The following is a 26,551-nucleotide window of genomic DNA, read 5'->3' as shown; positions in this document are numbered from 1 at the left end:
TCAAACTCGTCACGTATTTTGAATGAACGTTATCTTGCCAATTCTACCTTCCAACAACACTTCTTCCTTCAAAATAGCACGAATCACCAGCTGTTCCCCTATGACAAGCAACTGTCCGTTTGTTAATAATAAGCGAAGTTCGGTATCGCTAAATTGCAGGACACCCCGGTGGTTTTCTATATACATTTGCAAATGACCAATCATTGTAATTCTCGGGACTTCGAGTACCACATCCTGAGGTAGATCCAACACGCCCACAGCCATTCGGCGCAGTCGGCGGCTCCATTTCTTCATATGTAAGCCCCCTTCTTCCTTGCATATACACCAGACTTACTTGAGTGGAGTCTGTTAAATGGGATAGCCGTGTTCTTGCAACACAAAAATCCGTTCTTTTATACCTATGCAGGGGGTAGGGCTTATCATGCTGGGAATTTGAAAAAGGTAGAGGGGATTTCCATACGTTTCGTTAGAGGCGATTTCGCAAAAAACAAATCAATCAAATTGGTTAACTTCGTAAGTAAGTGGTTGGGATGAAAAGATGTCGATTGAACCTTACATACTAACCTTGGAAAGAAAATTCCCCTGACAACTGGGGGCGTATTGAAACGGGAGAGAAACACAAACTTGTTCTTATTCTGTAAGGAAAAAGCCATCCGTTCTCTAAAGGGATTTGCGTAGGACTAGAAAAACCGCCTGATCTAATAGAAAAACCCGCATGTCTATATACAACATACGGGTCTTACATCATTTAATTCTCACCTTTACCATGAGCCCCATCACAATAAGGTAATTTTTGAGACATTCCACAACCACAAATCCTTACCGTCTTAGCTTCACTAAATTTAACAATATACGGGGTTTTTCCTGTTCCTTGTCCATTATGAGTGCCATCACAGTAGGGGGCATCTTCTGTAAGGCCGCACATACAGTAAAATTTAACGCCTGGTTCTTCCTTCACGACGATTGGACCTTTTTTATCATAGAGGGCCATAATGCTTTCTCTCCTTTGTTCACTTAGCCTATCTAATGGTAGGTAGTATTACTGTTAGTATAGCACGTCCCTAGTTATTACGTTTTAGATGCATAACAACTATTCATAAAGGAATAATCCAAGTTTAGAAAAGCCCCTACTGTCAATCTAAAAGTAACAAAACGTAGTAACATCTTGTATTTACTGATTCTCTATCACCCACACTTCTAGTGGGCATAATAAATAGACCTATTGCATATGATTCTTACTCTCTCATTAGGTAAGTTTTACTTTTAAGTAAGTCGCACTATCTTACACGTTATCGAAGTTCCTCTCAACCATTTCATATTCTATAACCTATAAGGTTAAGGGCTTAAAGGGATTCATAATTCCCTTTTTCTTATCGTTATTATATGTATTTCTCTAATCACTTAGGTAATTTTGCGATATAGACAACATCTGGCACTCCTCGTTCTACCTCTACTGTATACTCCTCTACTTCATTAAAATACTCAGATAATCGTAGAGCAAAAGCTTCTGAAGAATTAGCACTCCAAAATGCAATAACACCCTCTGGGTTCATCAAACCAAGTAAGGTGTTAAGTCCTGCTTCCTTATAAAGTGAATTGTTTGCTTCTGTAACAGTCCAATCCGGCCCATTGTCAATATCGAGACAAATCACATCAAATTTTTCGTTTGTTTCCTGCATCCATTTGAGAATATCTGCTTTTACAACACGGGTTCGAGAGTCAGAGAGAGCATGATCCGAATATTCGGCAAAATATATGTTATTCCATTCAATGATCTTTTCCTCTATTTCTACGACTACAACCTCTTCTACCCTGTTGCTTCTTAAAGCTTCTGAAAGAGAAAATCCCACACCTAATCCACCAATCAATATTTTTTGAGGCTTATGAACGCAATCAAGAGATGCCTTAACCATAAGACGTTCTGATTCTCCATTATAAGTTGCCATCAAAAAAGTTCCATTGCTAATAATCTCATAATTGTTATTTCGATACTGAAGCTGAATTTCACCGCGTGGTGTAGAGCATCGTTCTAAGATTTTAATGTCTGGTTGCAAGATCGTATCCTCCCTTTGAAAAGATGGGCTTCATCAATACTCCGACGGATCATATCTGTGAAGTATTGGAAGGCCATACAAGCGTCAGCTCTGTACATGACGGCTACTCATTTCCACCAATCACTTGTATCTCCTATCCATAGTAACAAAAAACTTACATAGTAATGTTGCCATTATCTTTTTATTAGGAAGAGAACATGGAATCCTATTACTTTTTATACGCTTAGCTTAGCTGAGCTTGTTGATCATAAATACAAAAGGACCCCAGGGCGACAATCATGCCCGAGGTCCTTTTGTAGAGTAGGGAACTAATATTACTCCACTACCGATACTTTCCCATTCTGTAGCCACTAAAAGCTGACGTGGGATGTGGATCTTTACTACGTGGCTTTCCTAAAACGATCGCCCATCTCATACCATCTAATGCTGTTCCTGCTAGCTTAACCGGTTGTCTTTTGGCTGTGACTATTGCTTGCTCCTGTGATGTACGAATGGATGATCCATGCAATTCAACACTCAATAACTTACTGTTTTTATGCTCAGTAGGTGCTATAACCATCTGAGTAGCGTTGGCTTCATACTGCTCCTCCAACATTGATCGGCCTTCTCCAAGTTGCTTTTCCAACTCGGTTCTTCCATCCCGTGGTGAGCCGTTCCCTGAATGTACGGGGGTTTCAGGTTGATTCTCCAGATAAGTACCCTGCCATTCTGTTGACATTGAGGGTGAACTTGTAGAGGCAGGATGATATGGCGCTGGATTTTCTGATTGGGACGTTGAAGGAATCTCAAGCACACCTGGTTGCGCTTCCTGTCTTGGGTCCCTTTTTACTACCTGCCGTTGATATGGTGGTAGCATTTCTCCAGGCTTCCTATTCGTAGGTTGCATAGGATTCATCTTAGGTCCCTTGTTATTATCAAACTTTTTACCAGTTAACAAATAAAAGATCAGCTCGATGAGAGTTTCCATGCCTCATCACCTATTTCTTATCTATGTCGTTTTTCTTTGTACCTTCAGGGTCACCAAATGATTCTCTCATAGAAGTATCTGCCATGATGTTCTGCATGTTGTAATAATCCATAACACCTAGCTTACCCGAACGCAATGCTTCCGCCAAAGCAAGTGGTACCTCCGCTTCGGATTCAACTACTTTTGCTTTCATCTCTTCAACGCGCGCTTTCATCTCTTGCTCAGTTGCCACAGCCATTGCACGACGTTCTTCCGCTTTTGCTTGAGCGATACGTTTGTCAGCTTCTGCTTGGTCTGTTTGCAATTGAGCACCAATATTTTTACCTACATCTACGTCCGCAATATCGATCGACAGAATCTCAAAAGCTGTACCTGCATCTAGACCTTTGTTTAATACTGTTTGAGAAATAAGATCTGGGTTTTCTAACACATCTTTATGTTTGTTAGACGAGCCGATAGTAGTAACAATTCCTTCACCGACACGAGCGATAATCGTCTCTTCACCAGCACCACCAACTAAACGATCAATATTCGCACGCACTGTTACTTTCGCCTTTGCACGAACTTCAATCCCATTCATCGCTACTGCGGCGATAACTGGAGTTTCTATCACTTTCGGGTTAACGCTCATTTGTACTGCTTGCAATACATCACGACCAGCTAAGTCAATCGCTGCTGCACGTTCGAAGCCTAGTGGAATATCTGCACGTTGAGCTGCTACCAAAGCATCTACCACTCTATCAACGTTACCACCAGCTAAAAAGTGACTCTCTAATTGGTTTGTATTAAGGTCAAGACCAGCCTTACGTGCCTTAATTAATGGATTGACGATACGGGCGGGAGTTACACGACGCAAACGCATCGCTACCAATGTTAGAATGCTTACGCTAACACCTGAAGCTAAGGCAGAAATCCAAAGCATTACCGGTACAAATGAAAAGAAAACAGACAATACAATGATGACAACCGCGATCATAAACACGAAAGATATCATGCTTGTGTCCATCTAAATCTACCCCTTACTTTCATTTTTACATTCTTGCACGACAATTCGTGCTCCTTCTACTTGAACCACTTTAATTGCGCTACCAGCTGCAATGTATCCACCTGCACTTACAGCATCAATACGTTGTTCGCCAATCAAGATTACCCCAGCAGGACGCAAAGTGGTTAAAGCTACACCTGTTCTACCAAGTAGATCATTTTGATTTTTTGGAGCGACATACCCTGTATCTTTATGTTGCTCCTCTTTTAGAACAAATTTACTCCAGGTTCCCCTTAATCCGAAATATTTAGCCAGTATAAATGCTACAATAAGCGTAATAATGGCTGCAATTCCTAGGGATGTAAGCCCTTGTTTAGTATCATAAGCAGCTAATACTAGACCTGTGGACATGCTTACAAAACCAAGGAAGCCTACAATGCCACCCGGCAAAAAGATTTCTAGAATCATTAGAATGACCCCAATAATAAACAGACCAATATCCAGCCAATTGGCAAAGCCCGCTACAAAATGCCCGAAGAAATAGAGTGTAAAGGACAAGATACCAATAATACCCGCAACCCCAAAGCCAGGAGCAAACAACTCAATAATCACTCCAAGCATCCCAATTAACAATAGACAGCTTAGGACAACAGGATTGGTTACAAACCTTGCAACCTTCTCAGTAGGCGTGGGAGAGATGTGTAAAACCTCACTCTCATTTACTCCTACATATTGAAACAGCTCAGCCTTGCTACGGACAATTTTATCTGCATAGCCTAGCCTCTGCGCTTCTTCAGCGCCAAGGGATAAAATTTCACCCTTCTTTTTTAATCCAGCAAAATCCTGATCAATATAGACCATCGCTTTCGCCACGGAAGCATCCCTGCCGTTTAACTTTGCAGCTTCCTCCATCATTTGAGCCCATCCAGAAGTAATTTTCACCGGAGCTGCGTTCCCTTGTACATCAATCGGTGCAGCAGCTCCGATACTACTTCCCGGTTCCATCACAATCTCATTCGCATTTAAGGCGATGTAAGTTCCTGCTGAAAAAGCCTGATTGTTAATATAGGCAACGACTTTCATAGGTGCACTTCTAATCAATGCACCGATATTGCCAGCCGAGACCACATCTCCACCTGGAGTATTAATGTCAAGTATAATGACATCTGCACGTTGTTCATTGGCTTCTTGGAAGGCACGGTGCAAAAAGCTTTCAAGACCGCGCTCGATATCTTGCTCAACAGGCACATAAAAAACTCGTTTACCTGCCGCTTCTACAGGCTGAGACCAAGCCGTCCAGGCTAATATCCCTCCAGCAAACATCATCAAAGCAAGCATACAGGCAAACATGCGAGTAAAGGCTAGATGTTGTCTCAAGGTGCAATTCCTCCTTTCCTATCATGTTTTGTAACATCTTACGTAGGTATACGAGTAGATAGGAAGGAAGTTTCAATAAGTTGTAAAAGTCATGAAATAGCAAAGAAAAGCCTTGTCGATGAGGGTATCCCCTATCTGACAAGGCTACTTATTCTACTCTACCGCAAAAAATCCAGCCTACATGAGACTGGATTTTATTTGCTTATGAAGGTAATTCTTCAGAGACGATTCGTTGGACAAGGTTACCGTCAGCTTTGCCTTTTACTTTAGGCATGATGGCTCCCATGACTTTGCCCATCTCTTTCTTGGAAGTAGCGCCAACAGCAACTACAGCCTCGCGAACGATTTGACGAATCTCCTCTTCGCTTAATTGAGCAGGCATATAAGCCAATATAATATCCATTTCGTCACGTGTCTTTGTCGCTAAATCCTCGCGACCGGCTTTCTCAAACTCATGGAGGGAGTCACGGCGTTGCTTTAACTCACGGGTCAAGATAGTCAGCACTTCATCGTCGGACAGATCTCGACCCAGCTTAATCTCTTCGTTTTTAATGGTGGCTTTGACCATGCGAATAACGGAGAGCTTTAAGGCCGATTTGTCCTTCATCGCTTGCTTCATATCGTGATTGAGTTGCTCCATTACACTCATGATGAGCCCTCCCGTTAATTAGAACTTACGTTTACGAGCCGCTTCGGATTTTTTCTTGCGAGCAATGCTAGGCTTTTCAAAGTGGCGACGCTTACGAAGCTCAGCCAACACTCCAGCTTTAGCATTTTCACGCTTAAAACGACGAAGCGCGCTCTCCAAAGATTCATTTTTTCTAATGCGTACTTCTGCCATCTATTTTCCCTCCCTCCGCTTGAAACCGTGGGACAACTGTTCATTGTTCTACAGACTGTCAGACTACATTATAAATCAGTGAAGGGCGTTAGGTCAACCTTTTTCCAACCCTCAACCAAAAAACCTGCTTGGGTATCTTTTACAAAGATTCTTCAAGCAAGACTCACTATTATCATACCTTATAGAAACAGCTATCGCAATAGACGCATGCTCCTATTCCCATTTTATCCACTTTACATGCTCTTGCTATTGCGGCATTGCGTCCACCGTGTTAGCATGACGTGGGATGCCTTCTATTAGGCTATTTTTTTATCCATATCGGTTATACCCATCGTTATCTGTGGACTTAGCAGAAATGATGATAAGGAGAGAATAAAACTATGTTACCAACCACTTTAAATACCATCACTAAGATGGCGCAAGGGATCCTTGTTCAAGGGAATCCTGAAGCCAATGTAACCAGTGCTCATTTTGACAGTCGCCAATTACACCCAGACAGTTTATTTGTTCCATTGGTAGAAGCACGCGATGGACATGATTTTATCAAGCAGGCACATGAATCTGGAGCAATTGCTACTCTCGTATCCGACTTATCCAAAGTTCCGGCTACTCTCCCAAAAGATTTCGGTCTGATACTTGTAAATGATACTTTGACAGCATTTCAAAAGATAGCAAGTGCTTATCGAAATCAGTTTTCTATTCCATTCATTGCCGTTACAGGCAGTACAGGCAAGACAACTACGAAAGATATGGTTTCTCATCTTTTAGCTAGTACACGCCCAATCTGTAGTACGTATAAAAACTTTAACAATCATATCGGCCTTCCCTTTTCCTTATTGCATCTCGATAATACTCATGAAGTTGCGGTTCTGGAGCTTGGCATGAGCCACGCTGGAGAGATTGATTTATTAGCTTCTATTACAAAACCAACCTATAGTGTGATTACAAGTATTGGTGAAGCTCATATGGAGTATTTTGGGACGCTTGAAAAAATCGCCCTAGCAAAAGCAGAACTATTGCCTCATACAGCCCCCACAGGCCGTGTTTACCTAAATGGAGATAACGAATACCTCCAGAAAGTTAAGCACTTATCTGATAGCCCAATTTGCTATTATTCTGTGGAAGGACCTGCTGATCTATGGGCGTCGGATTTAGTTACAGATGATAAGGGTACCCACTTCACTGTACACTTTGAAGATCAACAAACCCTGCGTGTATTTATGCCACTATTTGGTACATATAATGTATCCAATGCTTTACCAGCTATCGGAATTGCACGCGAACAAGGAATGAGCTTTGAGGAGATTCAACAAGCAATGAAGACCTTAAGCATCTCAGGCATGCGCTTTGAAATCCATACATCTCAAAACGGTATGATTATCGTCAACGATGCTTACAACGCCAATCCCTTATCAATGAAAGCTTCTATTGAAAACTTTGCAGACCTTTTTCAAGACCGTACCAAAGTATTAATATTAGCTGATCTCTTGGAATTAGGCTCAGATAGTCAGGCATTGCACGCAGGAGTTGGAGAATATGTATCAAAGTGGGATGATTGCTTTACTTGCATGGTAACAATCGGAGAGGATTCACGATTTATTGGGGAACACTTTACGGGAGAGAGCCATCATTTTAGCTCTAAGGAAGAAGCTATGGTTTACCTACGTTCTTTATTGAAACCACATTCTGCCGTGTTATTAAAAGCTTCCCGGGGCATGAAACTGGAAACACTACTACCTTCATTGCAGGAAATTTAATTTACTTACTCCCAAGATGCGTCATACATGTTGCTTGAATTGTTTCAGAAAAGCATTTCTTCCAGCGTCTGTTCTCTATGCTGAAAGAGGTGCTTTTTTATATAAATCCTGTAATAACTAACTACAAATTATCTGAAACTTCCTATCAAAACAAACGTTATACATAGTGGGGAAGAAAACTAATCTCCCCCCTCATTAAAATGATTGGAGGCCAAATATTGTTAGTCACTATTGTGCTTATCATTCTATTTTTAATCCTTGTCCCCTTCTTACTTAAACGTAGTCAATCCCATTCACAATCAACAAGTCATAATTCGTCTTCAACTAGCTCTTCCACTTTTTGGTCCCAAAATGATACTCAACCAGATTGTGGGGATGTATCATCTAGGGATAGCTGGGGTAGCTGTAACGACTCCGGAAGTAGTGATTCTGGAGGTGGTGGATCAGATTAAACCAAGGAAAGAAGGTAATAAACACCAGGTACAACACCTGCTGAGATAGAGTCTCCTAGGCATAAAAGTGATTCATACGGCCTTCTTAGAGAGGGCTTTTTCACATTCTACCTAATAAAAAACATGTGAACAAAGAGGCCTTTACCAAATTATACGTCTAGAAGTTAGGAAAATCTTGTTTTTAGCTTGTTTTATTATTGCAGTCACCCCTTAAGATATTGTACGTTAGAATCAAGCTTGGAGGGGATAAGCATGGAGTTTCGAATATCAGTAGTGGAAGCTTTACAAGGAATTAATGCTAAACTCGACAGTATGAACCATGAAATTAAAGTTACTCAAATAGAGACAAAGAACATTAAAAAAGAGTTGAGTGGGATTAAATCAAAGATGAGTAATATCGAAACAGAGTTAAACATTGTAAAACAGGAATCAGGTCGTATTAAAAAAGATATAGATAGGATCAAATCTGAATCATATGGTATTAAAAAACACTTAGATTTGATTAAATCCGAATCATATGGTATTAGAAGTGATTTAGGTACTATCAAGAAAGAAATTCATGATATGAAGGCTGTCCAAACCGATCATACACACCTCCTTCAGCGCATTGAAGAGAACCAAACACAGGATATCCTAGCTATCCTAAAAACTATTAATAAAAAAATAGATAGCAAAAAATTCGAACGTTATGCTACTTAACCAATGTTCAATTAAAATGAATCAACAATAACCATCTAAAATTATAATAGTACGTTAAGAAAAAAAGCCTTCCCAATTTGAGAAGGCTCCCGCTTTATTCTAACTCTTCTGCTGCCACAATATTTCTTTGTTTTTCTTCGTAACGTTCTAGTCCAAGTTGGACTAGTCGATCAATTAGTTCGGCATACGGAATCCCTGCTTCTGCAAATAACATAGGATACATGCTAAATGGTGTAAAGCCTGGCATCGTGTTAACCTCATTAATCACCACACGGTCATTTTCCTCATCATAGAAGAAATCAACACGGGATAGACCAGAACCATCCAAAGCCTGAAATGCCGTCTTCGCCATCTCAGCAATACGATCCGCTACTTGCTGTGGTAGATCAGCAGGGATTTTGAGATCAGTACCTCCACCTTTATATTTCGCTTCATAATCATAAAATTCTTTTGCTGCAATAACTTCGCCAATAACGGAGGTACGCAATTCTTCATTTCCCAATACGCCAATTTCTACCTCACGAGCTTTAATGAACTCTTCAATAATAATACGACGGTCAAATTTGCAAGCAAGTTCCAAAGCTCCACGCAAATCTTCGCGGTCTTTCGCTTTAGTAATCCCTACGCTTGAACCCATGTTGGCTGGCTTTACAAAACAAGGATATCCCAGTTTTTGTTCAATCTGATTCATAACGCTATCTACATCACGCTCGATTTGAGAACGTAAAAAGCCCATGTAATCAACTTGATCAAGACCTGCTTGAGCAAAAACATTTTTCATCATCAATTTATCCATTCCCACTGCAGATGCCATAACTCCTGTACCAACATAAGGAATACCTGCTAATTCCAATAAACCTTGTACAGTACCGTCCTCACCATTTGGTCCATGAATCACTGGAAAAATAACATCTACCTCCTGATGAATAGACATCACATTAGCTGGATTACCGACCAATGATTGGTTACCCACATGAGTTATTTTCGCTTGCTCCTCTTGATTATTGTCATGATGACCAAGAGAAATTCCCCCACCTAAACGCAATGCATTTACATTTTCGAGTACTTGACCAGCGATAGGTCCTCCTTTTAACCAGGTGCCATCCATTTGTACATAAATTGGTTGTACTTCATATTTATTTTGATCTACTGCCTTCATAATAGAAAGGGCCGTCGAGAGCGATACCTCATGCTCAGATGTCTTTCCTCCGTAAATAATACCCAATCGGATTTTGTTTTTCATGTATATGCCCCTTTCCCTTCTGTTCAACACGACTGTTTCACTTAATCCTTATTATTATGCTTACAGCCTAAAAAGTGCTTTTGCCACGTATTTTCCTTTCTCAGCATACAAAATGTTACTGTGGCTGACAAGGGTGAATGGGGTTAATTCTAAGAAGACTTAAAAATCTTTTCTAGTAAAGATAGCTACTGGAGCTCGGTATGAACCTATAAACATTGCGATCTTTCGCAAAAATAGAGCACTTATGATCAACACACATGCATAGGGATATGAATCATTTTGACTTAGATAAAAGTATGAGGTGCAAAAACAAAAAAGGAGTAAGACACGGCTTGATGCAACTAGTAGCTGATCTGATAATCCTTCAAAATATTGATCTGATAATTCTTTAAAATAAAGAAGGAAATAAATTAAATTATGCAAAACGTAATGTAAAAATAATTACGTCATTTCCATTCAGCATTAAATACAATTTATGATATTTCACTGCATTTTAAATCAAACTAAAAAATTCAAATCCTGGATAACCAAAATTCTAGCAAAAAAGCAAGTAAATAGCATGATAGAACTAATACTTCATAACCATATGCCAAATCTGTTGTCAGAATAATGTTACGTTTGATATGATGGACAAAATTATTTGGATTAGAAAGAAGGCTGTTCCTTATGTACTTCTTACGTAGCGGCGAGAAAAGATTGCTTGTAATTCTACCTGAGATATATGGACTTAATCAGCACATGCTGGATGTCTGCCAACAGTATGCCACTCAATCGTGGGATGTACTCTGCCTTTCATGGTACAAAGAAACAACTTCTTTTCCACAAAAGGAAGAAGATCGGGCTTACCAATGTTTTATGTCTATTGGTTTTGAAAGAGCCTCTGAACAAGTAGTTGAAGTACTACGATTACAACGTCCATTATACCAACACATCATTGTGATGGGTTTCAGCGTTGGTGCATCAGTCGCTTGGTTACTAACGGAGTACGTCGAATTATGTGATGGGGTCGTTGGTTTTTATGGTTCGCGTATCCGACAATATACCAACATCACTCCGAAAGTCCCTGTCCTTCTCCTTTACGGGCAGTCTGAACCTGCATTCGATCTCTCTGTTTTATTGCAAACACTATCCGATAGCTCACAAGTTATCTTAAAACAGTATCCAGCTCTTCATGGTTTTAGTAACCCATATTCCAATCACTATCAGCCAAATGCTGTCAGGATAGCAAATGAGGATGTACACAAATTTTTGTGTAACGTAACGAAGTAAAACAAAATTTGCTCAAGCCATTTTCTTCAAAGCTACAATTGAGAACACAACTAAAGCGACAGTAGGAAAACAGATGTAACAAAATATTTCCTAAACACCCCTGTGAATATACTGCTTAGTAATTTATGAGTTGTGCATAAATAAAAAAGCACCCATTTCAGCTTTAATCGTGAGAGGGTGCTTCGTTTTTTCCTTATAGAAGTAGCAATTTCCTTCTGTTATTTACGATCTCTTACTTCAAAAATAGCAAATTTTAAATAGTGTCCTTCATCCGCTCCACTAATTTGTGGATGGTCCTTTCCTGCACCACGCCATTCTACTAAACGTAAAATCTTTTTCGCATCATATGCAGCTTGCTGAATCGTTTCCATAAATAAATCTGGTGACATATGATATGAGCATGATGCTGTTACTAAGTACCCCCTTGGACGAACTAGTTTCATGCCGTGTAAATTAATATCCTTATAACCACGGCAAGCACCTTTTACCGCACCACGCGATTTTGCGAAGGCTGGAGGGTCGAGGATGACAACATCCCAGTTCTTACCTGCTTCAACATTTTCACGGAGGTAATCAAAAGCATTAGCCACAACAAAATCAACTCGATGCAAATATCCATTAAGACCTACATTACGTTTGGCTGTTTCAATAGCATGTTCTGAGATATCAAGTGCTGTTACCTTCTTTGCACCATGCTTACAAGCATTTAGGGTAAAGGAACCGGTATGTGTAAAGCATTCCAATACCTCTGCTCCATCCCAGAACGGGTTCTTCACCACTTTACCACGTCGATCTACTGGACGCTCGACTGGTTGACCTGCTTCATCCAATTTTGCTAACACATCACGTTTTTTACCCTTTTTATCGTAGATGGGCTCATCATCTTCGCCCACAGGTAAAACCTTGATCCCATGTTTTTCTCCCCAACCGGTCATTAACGGAGCAATAGCAGCTCGGTTTTCTCGCTGATCGTAGAAGAATCCAGTTTTTTGTCCTTCCACAATATCTACTACATATTTCAAACCGTTTTCCTCGATCTCAATCTCAGCTGGACACTCTCCATACAACACGCCTTTTCCTTGTTCCAATCCTTCCAGCTCTCGCACAGGCACATCGTTACGTAAATAAATACCAGTTGGTTCAAATACATCAACTAATGCCGTTTTAATCATGTCAAGACGGATATCCATACCCAGTGATAGTACTTGCATCACCAGCACATCGTTATAGCGGTCAACAATGAGACCTGGTAGAAAATCTGCCTCTCCATAAATAATGCGACAAGCTCTGGGATTTTCTACAAAGCGCTCACGCATTTCTTTTGCCTCTCGGAAACGACGGACAAAAAAGTCATAATCGATCTCTTCTTTTGGATCATAGCTCATCATGCGCACAATCATCTGAGAATCGGGATTAATGTAGCCCTTTGCTAAAAAATGTCCTTGATGATTACAAATTTCTACGATATCACCAGCTAGGAAATCTCCCTGAATCTCCAATACTTCGGATTGAAACACCCAGGGATGCCCTGCTTCCAAACGCTTTTTACGATTTCGTTGCAATAATACTTTCGTCACTTCTCTATATCCTCCTAGTCATGCTTGTCTCTGTACAAGCATAGCGTATTTATAAGGTACCTTTCACGGGGGGAATTGAATTGTCCATGTTATATCACATCTTGTTGCCGTTTTTCATGGGACTCAGTTTCTTTTTGCTTGGACTGTACGCTATGCGAATCGGCTTTAATCAATTAGCAGGACAGCGAATGGAACTGATTATAACACGTTTTACCCGCTCAACGACACATAGTTTTTTTTCAGGTCTTTTTTCTACCTTTGTTCTGCAAAGCTCCACGGCTGTTACGGTCTTAACAATTGGTCTCACGCAGGCAGGTATTATTGGCTTCTCACAGACCATTGGCATTATTTTAGGTACCAATGTAGGTTCTACTATTACAACGGAGTTGATCGCTCTACATCTTGAGGATTTTGCCGTTCCTATGCTATTGATCGGAGTGGCTATGTGGCTACAGCCTAAGCGTAAATCAAAAGCAATAGGATTAATTATTGGCGGGTTTGGCCTCATTTTTCTAGGCATTGATACGATGCAAGTCATTGCTAAGCCATTAGAAAACTCACAAACGTTCCGGACCTTGTTTCTTGAAAGCAAACACTCCCTTTGGATTGGTCTCTTAACTGGCACAGTCTTTTCAGCTTTGGTTCACAGCAGTGCTGCCACAACAGCCATTACCATGACATTAATATCCTACGGAGTCTTTTCTATGGACACAGCCATTTCTATTGTGCTAGGTGGTAACATCGGTACCTGTATCACCGCAATCATTGCGAGCATCGGTACAAACACTGCTTCCAAGCAAGTCGCATGGTGCCACACGCTATTTAATGTGGTCGGGGGACTTGTATTCCTACCATTTGTTTCAATGCTAGCTTATTTAGCAGGATTACTGACAACCAATCCTTCGATGCAAATCGCTCATGCTCAAACGATTTTTAATTTGTTATGTTCCGTCATTGCTCTCCCCTTTGCTCCTAGCATAGCCAAAGGGATTCAGTGGTTAATCCCAGAACACAAATAAGCGTTATCCTTGCTCCCTCTTCTAAAAAAGTAGAATCACAACAAAAAGGTAAGTACGTATGGGTTTTCCACCATATGTTACTTACCTTTTTCATTCATTTGATTAACTTAACTGTTTCACGAATAAAACACGAGATTCATTTTTTCCATCATAGTCGGTGAAAACAGAAATACCATCCACTTCTGTATCCCCTTGTTCAATTTCAAACCCCATTTTCTGGTGATAGGCTATTGAAGCCTTGTTGACAGGCGACGTTACGCAACGCACATGGCATTAGAAAATACCAAAATCATTTCTACTACCATTATAAGCAAAGCCTCTTGCTACAAGATAGGTGCCAAAAACAAATGAACTGCACGATAGTTAAGAAAGTAGCATCTGAATCGGGATAAAATAAATAGACGTAATAATTCCTGCTAAAATCATTGCCAAGCTAGACGCCGCTGCTTTTCGTTGACTCTGATTCATCATTCCTGCTGTACCTACTGCATGAGCACTGGTTCCTACAGCTAGTCCAATGGCCCAATCATCTGAAATACGTCCCACACGTATTACAAGACGATATAACAAACTCCCGACAATACCTGTTACAGCTGTAAATAAGGCAGCCAATGCAGGAATTCCACCAATCGTATTAGTCAATTCAACTGAGATTGGAGTCGTGACTGATTTAGAAATCATACTACGAATCAGGGTTTGATCCCCTCCCATTATCCAAACCATAAACCACGATGAAGAAACGGCAACAATGCATCCGCTAGCAACACCAGCTAGAATAGCTTTCCATAGTTCCAATACCTGTTTAAATTGTTTAGCCAATGGGATGGCTAATGCTACTGTTGCCGGACCTAAAAAGAAAGAAATATAAGAACCGCCTCTATCATATACTTTCCAATCACTATTGATGAGCCACCACACCAACCATACTAATATTGACGCTGCTATCATTGGCTGCACAAACGGATATTTTTTTGATACCATTTTAGCCACCATATAACCAGCTAGTGTTAGGAGAATCGCGATAACCTCCCACATATTCATCATTCCCCCTGTTCACTTTGCTGTAAAAGTACATCCTCTTTTCGTTTTTCCCAGTCACGCCATTTTTGGACCACAATTCCGGTTACCATCATGACAGCTACAGGACCTGCCACCAATGCCACAAGGATGGCAAGCGGTTTTTGCTCCAAATAATGAAAATAAGGCGTTACCCCAACTATTATAGGCACAAAAAACAAGAGCATGTTTTTGAGTAAAAAATCTGCTGCCCCTTCCACTAATCGCAATGGTATCAACTTTGTTACCAGACCTGTTGTCAAAAGTATAAGCCCAATGAGACTCCCTGGAAGAGGAATATACAGGTAATTATGAAAGATGACACCTATACCGTAAAAGGCAAACAGGATGATCCATCCGTACATTCCTACCACTCCCTTTTCTATTTGTCGTTCTTTATCATAACGCTGTTGGGCTACGGAACAAACCCTTTTTTAACACTATACTTAATTGTTCATTTTTGTATGCGGTTTCTTAGATTTTCTACAGAGCTGCTCGACTTTCTTTTACTGTTCCCCTAATGCCAAGCTCAACAATCACCTATATCTTCCTGCACTCTCTTAAAAAAAGGAAGCTGATCTTGCCACTGAAGTCGACTGGACAACAAAAGCCCAACCATCTCTGGTCGAGCTCCCATTGTTCTATATGACCTGAATTCCCAAGTTATCCAAAGCTTTTTGTAATACACTGCGGTTATTCTCATAACCAGCTTGTTCGTGTAATTCCCAAGCAGCCTCTGGCTTGAGCCATTGCACGGCATCTATTTCTTCTACCTGAACAGTTACTTGCTCCGTTAACGCTTTGACTAGATAATAGTGTACTTCTTTTTCGACCAGTATTCGCTGAATCGGATGCTCGTAGGTGTAGTGAACGATCTCTAATAATGGACCTAGTTCCCCTTTTATTCCCGTTTCCTCTTCAATTTCTCGAATAGCCGTCTGCATCAAAGTCTCGCCTGGCTCTTGCTTACCTTTCGCTACCGTTACCTTGCCAAAACGATCCTTAATCATCAATAAGGTAAGCTCCCCATCTTGTTTCCGATAGACGACGCCGCCTGCAGAGATTTCTTTCATACTGCTTTTCCTTTGCTGTCCATTTCGATAGGTAGGGATTCCAAAACTCGAACGAACGTTCCTGAACAATATTCAGCATCAACCTCATCCAGACGAACTTTACAAATTTTACCAACCATATCCTCTGTACCTTCAAACACTACGTTCAAGTAATTATCGGAATAACCCATTAGCTTACCGCTAGTTGGGTCTTCCTTATATGGACGCTCAGGAATGATTTCTAATACATCACCGATGAATGGTTGTGCATATTCCACAGCTAGCTGTTGATTTAATTCAATAAGTTTAGCTACACGTTCCTTCTTCACTTCTTCATCCACTTGATCTTCCATGCGTGCAGCAGGGGTTCCTGTGCGCATAGAGTACGGGAAGACATGCAACTCAGCAAAGCCTAGTTCTTTAATAAAGTTATAGCCCGTTACAAATTGTTCCTCAGTCTCGCCTGGGAATCCAACAATAACATCTGTTGTGATAGCAACCCCAGGTAACGCCTTACGTACTTTACGAATTCGATCCATAAATTCTGCAGTCGTATATTTGCGACGCATGCGTTTTAATACCGCATCATCGCCTGCTTGTAGTGGTACATGCAGATGACGACAAATCTTCTCGGAACGGTCAATAACTGCGACAACCTCGTCAGTAATTTGACTCGCTTCAATAGAACTAATACGAATACGTTTTAAGCCTTCCACTTTTTCCAATTCAACAAGTAACTTAGCCAGATTGTAATCCTCTAGATCCTCTCCATATCCACCTGTGTGGATACCAGTCAGAACGATCTCAAGATATCCCTCTGCGACTAATTTTTGGGCCTGTTCGATGACGCTCTCAGGTTTACGGGAACGCATTAGTCCACGTGCCCACGGAATAATACAGAAGGTACAGAAGTTGTTACAGCCTTCTTGAATTTTAAGAGAAGCACGCGTACGATCGGTAAAGTTAGGCACATCCAACTCTTCAAATTCACGTGTTTTCATGATATTTCCTACCGCGTTGATCGGTGTACGTTCTCCACGGATCTGTGCGACATATTCCAACAAACGATCGCGGCCTTGTGTACCTACCACGATGTCAACACCTGGAATTTCGGCTATCTCCTTTGGTGAGGTTTGTGCATAGCATCCCGTGACAGCAACAATCGCCTCGGGGTTACGACGGATAGCACGACGAATCACTTGACGGCTTTTTTTGTCACCAGTATTGGTAACCGTGCAGGTATTAATAATGTATACATCGGCTACATCCTGCTCAAAGTCAACCCGTTCATAGCCATTCTGCTTGAACAGGTTCCAAATCGCTTCTGTTTCATAACTGTTTACTTTGCAGCCCAATGTATGGAAAGCAACCTTATTCATTGCTCTCCTCCTTTCAACTGTTACGTATGACTTATTCAAACTGATAGGAAACGGCACTTAGCAAATACTGACTAGCTGTTTCCGTGCGTAAAATTCTGGGACCAAGCGAAACAGAATGGATACCATTCTCTTCTGCATACTGAATTTCACTTTCAGAAAATCCACCTTCTGGTCCAATCATGACGAAAAGCGAGTCGCCAACAGACAAGTTTGACAGTACCTCGCCCAATCTTTTGGTATCTTCTTTTTCATAAGCAATAACGGCAGTCGTATAGCTTTTTGCATGTTCAACCACTTGCTTAAAGGACAGCGGAGTTAAAATCTCAGGTAAATAAGCCCGATGTGATTGCTCAGCCGCTTCTTTTACAATTTTTGACCAACGCTCTAGCTTTTTTGCTTCTTTCTTTGCATCTAGTTTAACGATGGTACGCTCTGATTGAAACGGTACAAAGGAAGTAGCTCCAAGCTCCGTTCCCTTCTGTAAAATCCACTCTAGTTTGTCCCCTTTTGGCAAACCCTGACCAATCGTCACCGATACAGGTAACTCTGTTTGTTTTGTGATTTGCTCCACGATCTCAGCGCGCACTTCTTTGGGCTCCAAGGCAGAAAGACGGGCTTTAACCACCCGTCCTCTCCCATCGCTAACCAAAATATGATCGCCAATCTCTGTGCGCATAACCTTCACAATGTGGTGAACATCGTCCCCGGTAATAACCACATGATTGTCAAAAAATTGTTGGCTATCTATAAAATAACGTTGCATCTGATTATTAACCCCATTATTCTAACGTTTTTTCGCGATAATTGCTACCCAGTCTTCCATGTAAACTGTTTCTATAACTTCCAATTTCGAGGCTGCTAGTGCCTCTTTTACATCGGTTTCACGCGCCCCAATAATACCAGAAGCAATAAATGTACCACCTGGCAATAAGACACGATGAACATCATCCGTGAAACGAATAATTACTTCTGCTAAGATATTGGCAACTACTACTTCAACTTTTTCATTGATTCCATCGAGCAGATTGTTCTGTTTCACCAAAACCTTGTCATCTACTTTGTTGATGATACAGTTCTCTTGGGCAGAACGAACCGCAATCTCATCTAAGTCCATGGCAGTCAAGGAAGAGGCGCCTAATTTAGCAGCAGCAATACTTAATATCCCTGTTCCAGTTCCCACATCATAGACGCGATCCCCTTGTTTCAGGTAGCGTTCAATCGCACGAATGCACAGCACAGTGGTTGGATGTGTACCTGTACCAAAAGCCATGCCAGGGTCCATCTCGATAATAAGCTCCCCTTCTCGCTTCGGTTTGTACTCCTCCCAGATAGGCGTGATCGTGATATGATCTGAAATCGCAACTGGCTTATAATATTTTTTCCAAGCAGATGCCCAATCATCTTCATGAACCTCTGTCATAGTAACGGTTCCTTTTCCGACATCCAATCCGAAGGTCAGAAGTTCGTTTACCTGTGTTTTAATCTCTTCAACGGTTTCACCCAAATAACTATTCACAGGAAAATATGCTTTGACAATCACACCATCAGTAGGAAAGTCATCTGGTGAGAGGTGGTAGATTTCACCAAAAGGCGTGCTCCACTCACGGGATAAAATTTCGGGATCTTCAATGACAACGCCACCTGCTCCCGCTTCGTACAAAATACTAGAGACAGCCTCAACCGCCTCTGCCGTGGTGTGAATACTAACTTCTGACCAATTCATGCTCTACCATCCCCCATCTAGCTTTCCACAACATATTATTCGCCGCGTAATCTACGCTTGATTTTATCAAAAAAGTTCTCTTCTGGCTGTTCATGTAGGGGAGCACCATCCTCTAATCCCCCTAATTCACGTAACAGATCTTTTTGACGATCAGTTAATTTCGTAGGCGTCACTACTTTAATCTTCACGTGCTGATCACCTCGCGCGTTTCCACGTAAGTGTGGCACACCTTTCCCACGTAAGCGGAAGAAAGTGTTGGTTTGCGTTCCTGCTGGGATTTTCAGCTTCACACGGCCATCTACTGTAGGCACTTCAATCTCATCACCCAAGGCTGCTTGAGCAAAATTAATAGGCATCTCACAATAAATGTCGTTTCCATCGCGTTCGAAGAAATCGTGTTTACGCACACGGAACATAACATAAACGTCACCCGCTGGTCCACCATTCACACCAGCTTCACCTTCGCCAGTAATGCGCATTTGCTGCCCATCATCTACCCCAGCAGGGATGTTAATGTGAATCGTGCGCTTGATTTTTTGGCGTCCAGTGCCTCTGCAAGTTGTACATCTTTCCTTGATCTGCTTTCCTTTACCATTACAAACAGAGCAAACACGACGATTAACGACACGTCCAAATGGAGTGTTTGCCTGAACTTCCTCCTGTCCAGACCCATTACATCTAGAGCAGGTTTCTACCTTCGTGTCAGGTTTAGCCCCACTGCCGTGACACGTATCGCATTCCACTTCACGTTGAATCTCGATGTCTCTTTCTTTGCCAAACACAGCATCCAAGAAGTCAATGTTGATCGCATACTCCAAATCAGCACCACGGCGCGGTGCATTTGGATTAGCACGACGTCCACCGCCCCCAAAAAACATATCAAAGATATCACCAAAGCCACCCATTCCAGAAGCATCAAAGCCTCCGCCAAAGCCTTGGTTCGGATCTTGATGTCCAAAGCGATCATATTGGGCACGTTTTTGGTCATCTGAGAGTACATCATACGCATCTTTTACTTCTTTAAATTTGGTTTCAGCATCCGCTTCTTTATTAACGTCTGGATGGTACTGCCTCGCCAATTTTCGATATGCCTTTTTTATATCATCTGCACTGGCGTCTTTTCCAAGTCCCAGCACCTCATAATAATCTCGTTTCATACTTGTCTATCACTCCCGTATCCAAGACAATCAAAGATAATCTTAGCATGTATACTTGCAAGCTTCAATAGAATCCCCATTCCATAAAGGAAAAGAGTCAAAGTCAACATTGTGACTTTGACTCCTCTAAATCTCTGTATCTATTCTTATTGTTTCTTCTCTTCGTCAACTACTTCATAGTCAGCATCTACTACAGTGTCTTTTCCTGCTTGAGCTGCACCTTCACCGTCAGCATTTTGAGCCGCTTGTTGTGCTTGTGCTGCTTGCTCATACAATTTAATAGACAATTGTTGAACGATTTCAGAAAGCTCTTCTTTCGCCGCTTTAATCTCGTCGAAGTTACCGCCTTCTAAAGCTTTTTTCGTTTTTTCTTTCGCTTCGTTTGCTTTATCGATCTCGGCTTGCTCTACTTTACCTTCAAGATCTTTAAGTGTTTTCTCGGTAGTAAACACTAACTGATCTGCTTCATTACGAATTTCTACTTCTTCTTTGCGCTTCTTATCTGCTTCGGAGTTTAGTTCCGCTTCTTTTACCATGCGGTCGATTTCCTCGTCAGAAAGACCAGAGTTAGAAGTGATTGTGATTGCTTGTTCTTTACCTGTACCCAAATCCTTAGCTCGAACGTTTACAATCCCGTTAGCGTCAATGTCAAAGCTAACTTCTACTTGTGGAACACCACGTGGAGCTGGTGGGATATCGCTCAATTGGAAACGGCCCAACGTTTTGTTGTCTGCTGCCATTTGACGCTCCCCTTGCAACACATGGATATCAACCGCTGTTTGGTTGTCCGCTGCTGTAGAGAACACTTGAGATTTACTTGTTGGGATTGTTGTGTTACGGTCGATCAATTTTGTGAACACTCCGCCTAATGTTTCAATACCAAGAGAAAGTGGTGTTACGTCAAGGAGTACTACGTCTTTTACATCACCAGTTAAAACACCCGCTTGAACAGCAGCACCAAGAGCTACTACTTCGTCAGGGTTTACACCTTTATGCGGATCTTGACCAATGAACTTCTTGATTGCTTCTTGTACCGCAGGGATACGAGTGGAGCCACCAACAAGAAGAACACGATCGATTTGGTTTGGAGAAAGACCAGCATCGGATAGAGCTTGACGAGTAGGACCCATAGTACGCTCTACCAAACCAGCTGAAATCTCTTCAAATTTCGCACGAGACAAGCTGATTTCCATATGTTTAGGACCAGAAGCATCTGCTGTGATAAATGGTAGAGAGATCGTAGTAGTGACAACACCGGACAAATCTTTTTTCGCTTTCTCAGCTGCATCTTTCAAACGTTGCATAGCCATGCGATCTTGAGCTAGATCAATGCCGTTTTCTTTTTTAAATTCAGCTACCAAATAATCCATGATCACTTGGTCAAAATCGTCTCCACCTAGTTTGTTATCTCCAGAGGTTGCTTTTACTTCAAAGAAACCTTCAGACAACTCAAGGATAGATACGTCGAATGTACCTCCACCCAAGTCATAAACAAGGATTGTTTGGTCTTCATTTTTCTCTAAACCATAAGCAAGTGCCGCTGCTGTAGGCTCGTTGACGATACGCAAAACTTCTAAACCAGCAATACGTCCAGCATCTTTAGTAGCTTGGCGTTGGCTGTCATTGAAGTAAGCAGGAACTGTGATAACTGCTTGCGTTACCGGTTGGCCCAGATATGCTTCTGCATCAGCTTTTAGTTTTTGCAAGATCATTGCAGAAACCTCTTGCGGTGTATAATCTTTGCCTTCTAATGTTTCTTTATGATTGGTACCCATCCAACGTTTGATGGAGATAACCGTATTATCAGCGTTTGTAATTGCTTGGCGTTTTGCTGTTTCACCAACAATGCGCTCTCCGTTTTTGAAAGCTACTACAGAAGGTGTCGTACGGTTACCTTCAGCGTTGGCAATAACGATAGGTTCGCTACCTTCCATAACTGCTACACAAGAGTTAGTTGTACCAAGGTCAATACCAATTACTCGACTCATAAATCTTTTCCTCCTCGATTATCTACAATATGTGAATGATTCTTTTGCTTAAAAGCACAACTTACTTACGCGTTTACTTTAACCATTGCAGGACGGATAACACGGTCCTTAAATTGATAACCTTTTTGTAATTCTTCTACGACAGTGTTTGCTTCGTAATTAGAATCTTCCACTTGCATCACAGCTTGGTGTACATGTGGATTGAACGCATGCCCTACTGAGTCAATAGCCTGTAGGCCTTCTTGCTCGAATACTTGCACCACTTGACGGTACACCATTTGCACCCCTTGCAAAATGCTTTCAGCGGTAGCGGTACTAGGATCAACAGCAAGAGCGCGTTCAAAGTTATCAAGCGCTGGCAATAAGGATTCTACTACCTTTTGAGAAGCATATTTTTGCAAATCCTCTTGCTCTTTACGTGAGCGACGACGCATATTATCCATATCCGCCAAATTGCGTAGCAAACGGTTTTCTTGCTCTTGCAATTGTGCTTGTAGACGCTCTACTTCCATTGCTAGGTCAAGTGTTTCACCTGTTTCTGTTGCCTCAGTTTCAGCTTGCTCGTTTTGCTCAGCGTGGCCTTGAGCCATTTCCTCTTGCTCAAGTTCAACCTTTGCTTTCTCTTCGCTCAATCTGATTACCTCCTCTGTGTGACTAATAATCTATGTAAGCGAGCAACTATAACCCGCCCGCCCTTGTTCGTCATGAATCCTCTTGCTCCTCTGAAGATCGTCCATCTATCTGTGCATTTAACATCTGCGACAATCCCAAAGCAATGAAATCCAGGACAGCAATCACTTTACCATACTCCATGCGCGTAGGTCCAAGTATACCAATCGTACCTACGGGCTTACCGTTAAAGGAATAATTGGTCGTTACAATGCTACAATTCTTCATGGCGTCGAGATGATTTTCGTGACCGATGCGTATCTGTAATCCCTTCTCATTGGTTTCAAACAGATGCGTCATTTGATCACTGCGTTCAAACAGCTCCAAAATTTCTTTGACTTTTTCTACATCCTGAAACTCTGGTTGCTCCATGAACTTAGTAGTTCCTCTTAACAACAAACGCTCAGATGAATCACTTTCAATAGCATGACTAATCATGTTTAACATCTCTTCATAATGATCAACATGGCGTTTCAATTCATCTGATACTTCTTGATACAAGCGTTGGCGCAGTTGCCATAATGGTGTATCTTGCAATTTTGTGTTTAAAACATTAACCAATTTCTCCATATCGCTCGGTGATAGTCCCGCCGGCAAATCAATACGCTTATTTTCTACACGCCCTGTTTGAGTCACAATAATCGCCACAGCTTGTGTGTCGCTCAATGGGATAATTTGCAGATGCTTCAAGCGATGTTCAAAGATTTCTGGTCCAAGAACCACTGCCGTGTAGTTGGTCAATTGTGATAGAACCGAAGCTGTCTGTTCCACGGCATTTTCAAAATGCAAGATTCGATCAGCAAACATTTGCTTCCAGGTGTTCGCATCTACATTGTTCTTCAGTACATTAGGCTCCACTATGTGGTCCACGTAAAAGCGATAGCCTTTCGTGGAAGGAACACGTCCCGCAGAAGTATGCGGCTGCTCCAAATAACCCAAATCCTCCAAATCAGACATTTCGTTGCGGATCGTAGCCGAACTGAAGGTTATTTCGGGCCGTTTTGAAATGGTCCTGGAGCCAACAGGTTCTGCCGAATGAATATAATTTTCAATAATAGCTTGCAAAATCAGCTTTTGTCGCTCCGATAACATACCTAACGCCCTCCTTCTAGTAATGTTTGGCTATGTCGATTGACAACTTCTGGTCCGGTTTTGTTAGCACTCAGATCAAGCGAGTGCTAACGGATACTATTAACTTATCAAGTGACAGCTGATTTGTCAACTTCTCTCCTGTTAAAAATGCAAAAAAATAGGAGAAAAAAAACACTTTTTTCGGATTTCTCCGCATAAAAGTGCTTCTTGAGCTGATTTTTTACTTATCGAGACCGAGCCTCTTATTCCTAGTTCATTCACATGCTCTACCAACTACACTCGTAAAAAAGCAGCAAATACTTCGTTGCCAAGAGGTAAGCCTTTTGACGTAAGACGTACATGATGATCTACGATTTCTAGCATTCCTTTTTGAAGTTCCTGCTGTAATGGCTCCCCGAACTCTTCTTGAACGGTTCGACCAAAACGCTTTGCAAAACTATCCATGTCTACCCCTTCACGCAAACGTAGGCCCAGAATCATCTGCTCTTCCATTGCTTCCTTCTGCGTTACCTCAAATTCCTCTACACGTGGCGAGCCTTCCATAGCCATACGTGTGTAAACTGCTAGTGGTCCTGCATTGACATGTCTTCTGCCGTTTACATATCCATGTGCTCCAGCTCCAATACCATAATAATCCTGATTCAACCAATACGTCTTATTATGTCTGCTCTGTTTACCCGACTTAGCAAAATTACTAATCTCGTACATGGACATCCCATTCTTCTCCAGTGTTTCTATTAAAAGAAGATACATCTCTAGCTCTGCATCTTCTGTAGGCAGTGGTAATTGATCCTTTTGATACAAAGTATGAAATAGAGTATTCTCCTCTACCTTTAAACCGTAGGAAGATAAGTGTGTGATTGGTAGCTCCATCGCTTTTTGCAAGCTTTGAGCAAACATCTCCATCGTCTGATCTGGTAAGCCAAACATTAAATCAATCGAGATATTGTCAAATCCAGCTTGAACCGCATTATTGACACTTTGATAGACCTCATCCACATCATGAATGCGACCAATACGTTTTAATAAATCACTTTGGAACGATTGTACGCCAAAACTAATTCGATTTACTCCAGATGATCTCATTAGCTTTAATTTTTCAAGATCAGTAGTGCCCGGATTTGCTTCCATGGTCCATTCCAAATCATCACTAAAATATGGAGCAAGATGCTCATTAACCATATGCAAAAATAACGACATTTGCTCCTGATCTAAATATGTTGGGGTACCTCCACCAACAAAGATTGTGTTTATCTTCTCAGGAGGATTTTGCTGGAACGTTAATGCCATTTCCCGGCGTAAAGCTTCTAAGTAATCCCAGACCAATTGAGGATTATTGGTAACAAAAGAATTGAAATCACAATAATAACATTTATTTGTACAAAAAGGGATGTGGATATATACAGCATTTGGGGCCATCTCAACCCCTCCTTGTTTTCAAATTTTCACCTAACAACGAGAAGACCTGACAGCCAGAACGGTGTCAGGTCACGACTCTTACTTATCATCCATGCGTAGAACTGCCATGAATGCTTCTTATTGACATAGAGTATTTACCTGTATCTAACTGTAATCTGTTTTCTCTACAAACATTGACAGAGCAATGTTGTATGGGTGCTAGAACATCATAATGTATTCTTATCTATCACGTCAACTCGCCGTCATTCACTAAGTATGGTGGCTACACGGTAGGAGATGTAAGAAATCAACGAACAAAGGAGTGTTTTATAGAGGAGTAAGTAGTGACGAAATATTTAACCATTATCACAACTGTTTCATTAATATTTTACGCTATTCACTGTAGCTAATTATAATAACTCAGAGAATCATGTAGTCTACAGTAGCGTAAAAAGCATATGTTGATAATCCACAAGGCTGATATAACTTCGTTCTTCACAAACCCTTTAGAGCGCTAAATAGCATTCTTTTTATTTTGTCATAATTTGTCGATCGTATCCCATTTTTTGAACAACAGAAATTTATAGGACATACAGTAAAGTAATACATTAGGAGGAAGAAAGGAGGGATTAAAAAATAGTATGTTTATACTTCAAAGAGACGTTCCCCCAGTCGCTAAACTAATCGGAACGCCCCCATCATGAATAACAAAAATGTTATTCGTGTTAATTGTACCACTAATATAAAGAAATAGCCTCTTTTAATCTTAACTGAAAAATCATTAAGTAGAAACGTCC

25 protein-coding genes and 1 pseudogene are annotated in these 26,551 nt (G+C 41.2%); 4 read left to right on the top strand and 22 right to left on the bottom strand.

The annotated features are described in order from the left end of the window. Positions 1-9: 9 nt before the first annotated feature. The 8 genes from yqfC to rpsU form a co-directional block, all read right to left on the bottom strand. Entirely contained in the window at positions 10-294 is a 285-nt protein-coding gene (gene yqfC, locus ACQV1I_RS07820; RefSeq protein ID WP_018674182.1) for a sporulation protein YqfC, read from the bottom strand. Between the two features lie 454 nt (positions 295-748). After that, positions 749-991 (bottom strand): CDGSH iron-sulfur domain-containing protein, encoded by a 243-nt coding sequence (locus ACQV1I_RS07815; RefSeq protein ID WP_104033008.1) that lies wholly within the window; start codon positions 989-991, stop codon positions 749-751. Between the two features lie 406 nt (positions 992-1,397). Next, positions 1,398-2,054: a spermine/spermidine synthase gene (locus ACQV1I_RS07810; RefSeq protein ID WP_116333254.1), complete on the bottom strand. Its 657-nt coding sequence runs from the start codon at positions 2,052-2,054 to the stop codon at positions 1,398-1,400. Between the two features lie 322 nt (positions 2,055-2,376). Continuing rightward, on the bottom strand, positions 2,377-3,021 hold the full coding sequence (locus ACQV1I_RS07805; RefSeq protein WP_116333253.1) for a hypothetical protein: 645 nt from the start codon (positions 3,019-3,021) through the stop codon (positions 2,377-2,379). 10 nt (positions 3,022-3,031) lie between these two features. Next, positions 3,032-4,027 (bottom strand): flotillin-like protein FloA, encoded by a 996-nt coding sequence (gene floA / locus ACQV1I_RS07800; RefSeq protein ID WP_116333252.1) that lies wholly within the window; start codon positions 4,025-4,027, stop codon positions 3,032-3,034. Positions 4,028-4,033: 6 nt separating this feature from the next. Further along, the gene (locus ACQV1I_RS07795; RefSeq protein WP_116333251.1) at positions 4,034-5,383 is read right to left on the bottom strand and encodes an NfeD family protein; all 1,350 of its coding nucleotides are present in this window, start codon (positions 5,381-5,383) and stop codon (positions 4,034-4,036) included. A 202-nt stretch (positions 5,384-5,585) separates the two neighbouring features. Then, positions 5,586-6,032, bottom strand: a complete 447-nt coding sequence (locus tag ACQV1I_RS07790; RefSeq protein ID WP_018674176.1) for a GatB/YqeY domain-containing protein — start codon at positions 6,030-6,032, stop codon at positions 5,586-5,588. An 18-nt stretch (positions 6,033-6,050) separates the two neighbouring features. Continuing rightward, a complete protein-coding gene (rpsU, locus tag ACQV1I_RS07785; RefSeq protein WP_018674175.1) occupies positions 6,051-6,224 on the bottom strand; it encodes a 30S ribosomal protein S21 in 174 nt (57 codons plus the stop codon). 380 nt (positions 6,225-6,604) lie between these two features. On the opposite strand from rpsU, the gene ACQV1I_RS07780 reads away from it, so the two are divergent. Beyond that, complete coding sequence (locus tag ACQV1I_RS07780) at positions 6,605-7,981, top strand: UDP-N-acetylmuramoyl-tripeptide--D-alanyl-D-alanine ligase (RefSeq protein WP_116333250.1); 1,377 nt, start codon at positions 6,605-6,607, stop codon at positions 7,979-7,981. Positions 7,982-8,685: 704 nt separating this feature from the next. After that, the gene (locus tag ACQV1I_RS07775) at positions 8,686-9,132 is read left to right on the top strand and encodes a hypothetical protein (RefSeq protein WP_116333249.1); all 447 of its coding nucleotides are present in this window, start codon (positions 8,686-8,688) and stop codon (positions 9,130-9,132) included. 94 nt (positions 9,133-9,226) lie between these two features. Here ACQV1I_RS07775 and ACQV1I_RS07770 read toward each other — a convergent pair whose 3' ends face one another. Beyond that, positions 9,227-10,375, bottom strand: coding sequence for a D-alanine--D-alanine ligase (locus ACQV1I_RS07770; RefSeq protein WP_018674172.1), 1,149 nt, complete (start codon positions 10,373-10,375; stop codon positions 9,227-9,229). A 666-nt stretch (positions 10,376-11,041) separates the two neighbouring features. On the opposite strand from ACQV1I_RS07770, the gene ACQV1I_RS07765 reads away from it, so the two are divergent. Continuing rightward, positions 11,042-11,644 carry a dienelactone hydrolase family protein gene (locus ACQV1I_RS07765; protein WP_116333248.1) on the top strand — a complete coding sequence of 201 codons (603 nt, stop codon included), beginning with the start codon at positions 11,042-11,044 and terminating at the stop codon, positions 11,642-11,644. 218 nt (positions 11,645-11,862) lie between these two features. On the opposite strand, the gene ACQV1I_RS07760 is transcribed toward ACQV1I_RS07765, so the two are convergent. Next, on the bottom strand, positions 11,863-13,221 hold the full coding sequence (locus tag ACQV1I_RS07760) for a class I SAM-dependent rRNA methyltransferase (protein WP_116333247.1): 1,359 nt from the start codon (positions 13,219-13,221) through the stop codon (positions 11,863-11,865). Between the two features lie 86 nt (positions 13,222-13,307). Between ACQV1I_RS07760 and ACQV1I_RS07755 the strand changes: the two genes are divergently transcribed. Further along, on the top strand, positions 13,308-14,240 hold the full coding sequence (locus ACQV1I_RS07755; RefSeq protein WP_104033017.1) for a Na/Pi cotransporter family protein: 933 nt from the start codon (positions 13,308-13,310) through the stop codon (positions 14,238-14,240). A 102-nt stretch (positions 14,241-14,342) separates the two neighbouring features. Here ACQV1I_RS07755 and ACQV1I_RS07750 read toward each other — a convergent pair. The 12 genes and pseudogenes from ACQV1I_RS07750 to hemW form a co-directional block, all read right to left on the bottom strand. Then, positions 14,343-14,507, bottom strand: a pseudogene (locus ACQV1I_RS07750) (GNAT family N-acetyltransferase); the annotation flags it as partial. A 96-nt stretch (positions 14,508-14,603) separates the two neighbouring features. Further along, positions 14,604-15,275: an LrgB family protein gene (locus ACQV1I_RS07745; protein ID WP_026315271.1), complete on the bottom strand. Its 672-nt coding sequence runs from the start codon at positions 15,273-15,275 to the stop codon at positions 14,604-14,606. Positions 15,276-15,280: 5 nt separating this feature from the next. Continuing rightward, on the bottom strand, positions 15,281-15,661 hold the full coding sequence (locus ACQV1I_RS07740; RefSeq protein WP_018672901.1) for a CidA/LrgA family protein: 381 nt from the start codon (positions 15,659-15,661) through the stop codon (positions 15,281-15,283). Between the two features lie 276 nt (positions 15,662-15,937). Beyond that, positions 15,938-16,369, bottom strand: coding sequence for an NUDIX hydrolase (locus ACQV1I_RS07735; RefSeq protein WP_116333246.1), 432 nt, complete (start codon positions 16,367-16,369; stop codon positions 15,938-15,940). Then, entirely contained in the window at positions 16,366-17,727 is a 1,362-nt protein-coding gene (mtaB, locus tag ACQV1I_RS07730) for a tRNA (N(6)-L-threonylcarbamoyladenosine(37)-C(2))-methylthiotransferase MtaB (RefSeq protein ID WP_116333245.1), read from the bottom strand. The genes ACQV1I_RS07735 and mtaB overlap by 4 nt, the downstream gene beginning before the upstream one ends. 31 nt (positions 17,728-17,758) lie before the next feature. Then, entirely contained in the window at positions 17,759-18,490 is a 732-nt protein-coding gene (locus ACQV1I_RS07725) for a 16S rRNA (uracil(1498)-N(3))-methyltransferase (RefSeq protein WP_094700337.1), read from the bottom strand. Positions 18,491-18,511: 21 nt separating this feature from the next. After that, positions 18,512-19,450, bottom strand: coding sequence for a 50S ribosomal protein L11 methyltransferase (prmA, locus tag ACQV1I_RS07720; RefSeq protein ID WP_116333244.1), 939 nt, complete (start codon positions 19,448-19,450; stop codon positions 18,512-18,514). Positions 19,451-19,485: 35 nt separating this feature from the next. Next, entirely contained in the window at positions 19,486-20,607 is a 1,122-nt protein-coding gene (gene dnaJ, locus ACQV1I_RS07715; protein WP_116333243.1) for a molecular chaperone DnaJ, read from the bottom strand. Between the two features lie 146 nt (positions 20,608-20,753). After that, positions 20,754-22,595: a molecular chaperone DnaK gene (gene dnaK, locus ACQV1I_RS07710; protein ID WP_094700334.1), complete on the bottom strand. Its 1,842-nt coding sequence runs from the start codon at positions 22,593-22,595 to the stop codon at positions 20,754-20,756. A gap of 65 nt (positions 22,596-22,660) precedes the next feature. Beyond that, positions 22,661-23,227 carry a nucleotide exchange factor GrpE gene (grpE, locus tag ACQV1I_RS07705; RefSeq protein ID WP_116333242.1) on the bottom strand — a complete coding sequence of 189 codons (567 nt, stop codon included), beginning with the start codon at positions 23,225-23,227 and terminating at the stop codon, positions 22,661-22,663. A 70-nt stretch (positions 23,228-23,297) separates the two neighbouring features. Next, positions 23,298-24,356 (bottom strand): heat-inducible transcriptional repressor HrcA, encoded by a 1,059-nt coding sequence (hrcA, locus tag ACQV1I_RS07700; protein WP_094700332.1) that lies wholly within the window; start codon positions 24,354-24,356, stop codon positions 23,298-23,300. Between the two features lie 273 nt (positions 24,357-24,629). Continuing rightward, complete coding sequence (gene hemW, locus ACQV1I_RS07695) at positions 24,630-25,775, bottom strand: radical SAM family heme chaperone HemW (protein WP_116333241.1); 1,146 nt, start codon at positions 25,773-25,775, stop codon at positions 24,630-24,632. Positions 25,776-26,551 lie beyond the last annotated feature (776 nt).

The organism is Brevibacillus sp. JB24b (assembly GCF_051713385.1).
Taxonomy (GTDB): domain Bacteria; phylum Bacillota; class Bacilli; order Brevibacillales; family Brevibacillaceae; genus Brevibacillus_B; species Brevibacillus_B laterosporus.
Note: the sequence above shows the minus strand (reverse complement) of the source record. Positions and strands in the feature narration are given on the sequence as shown.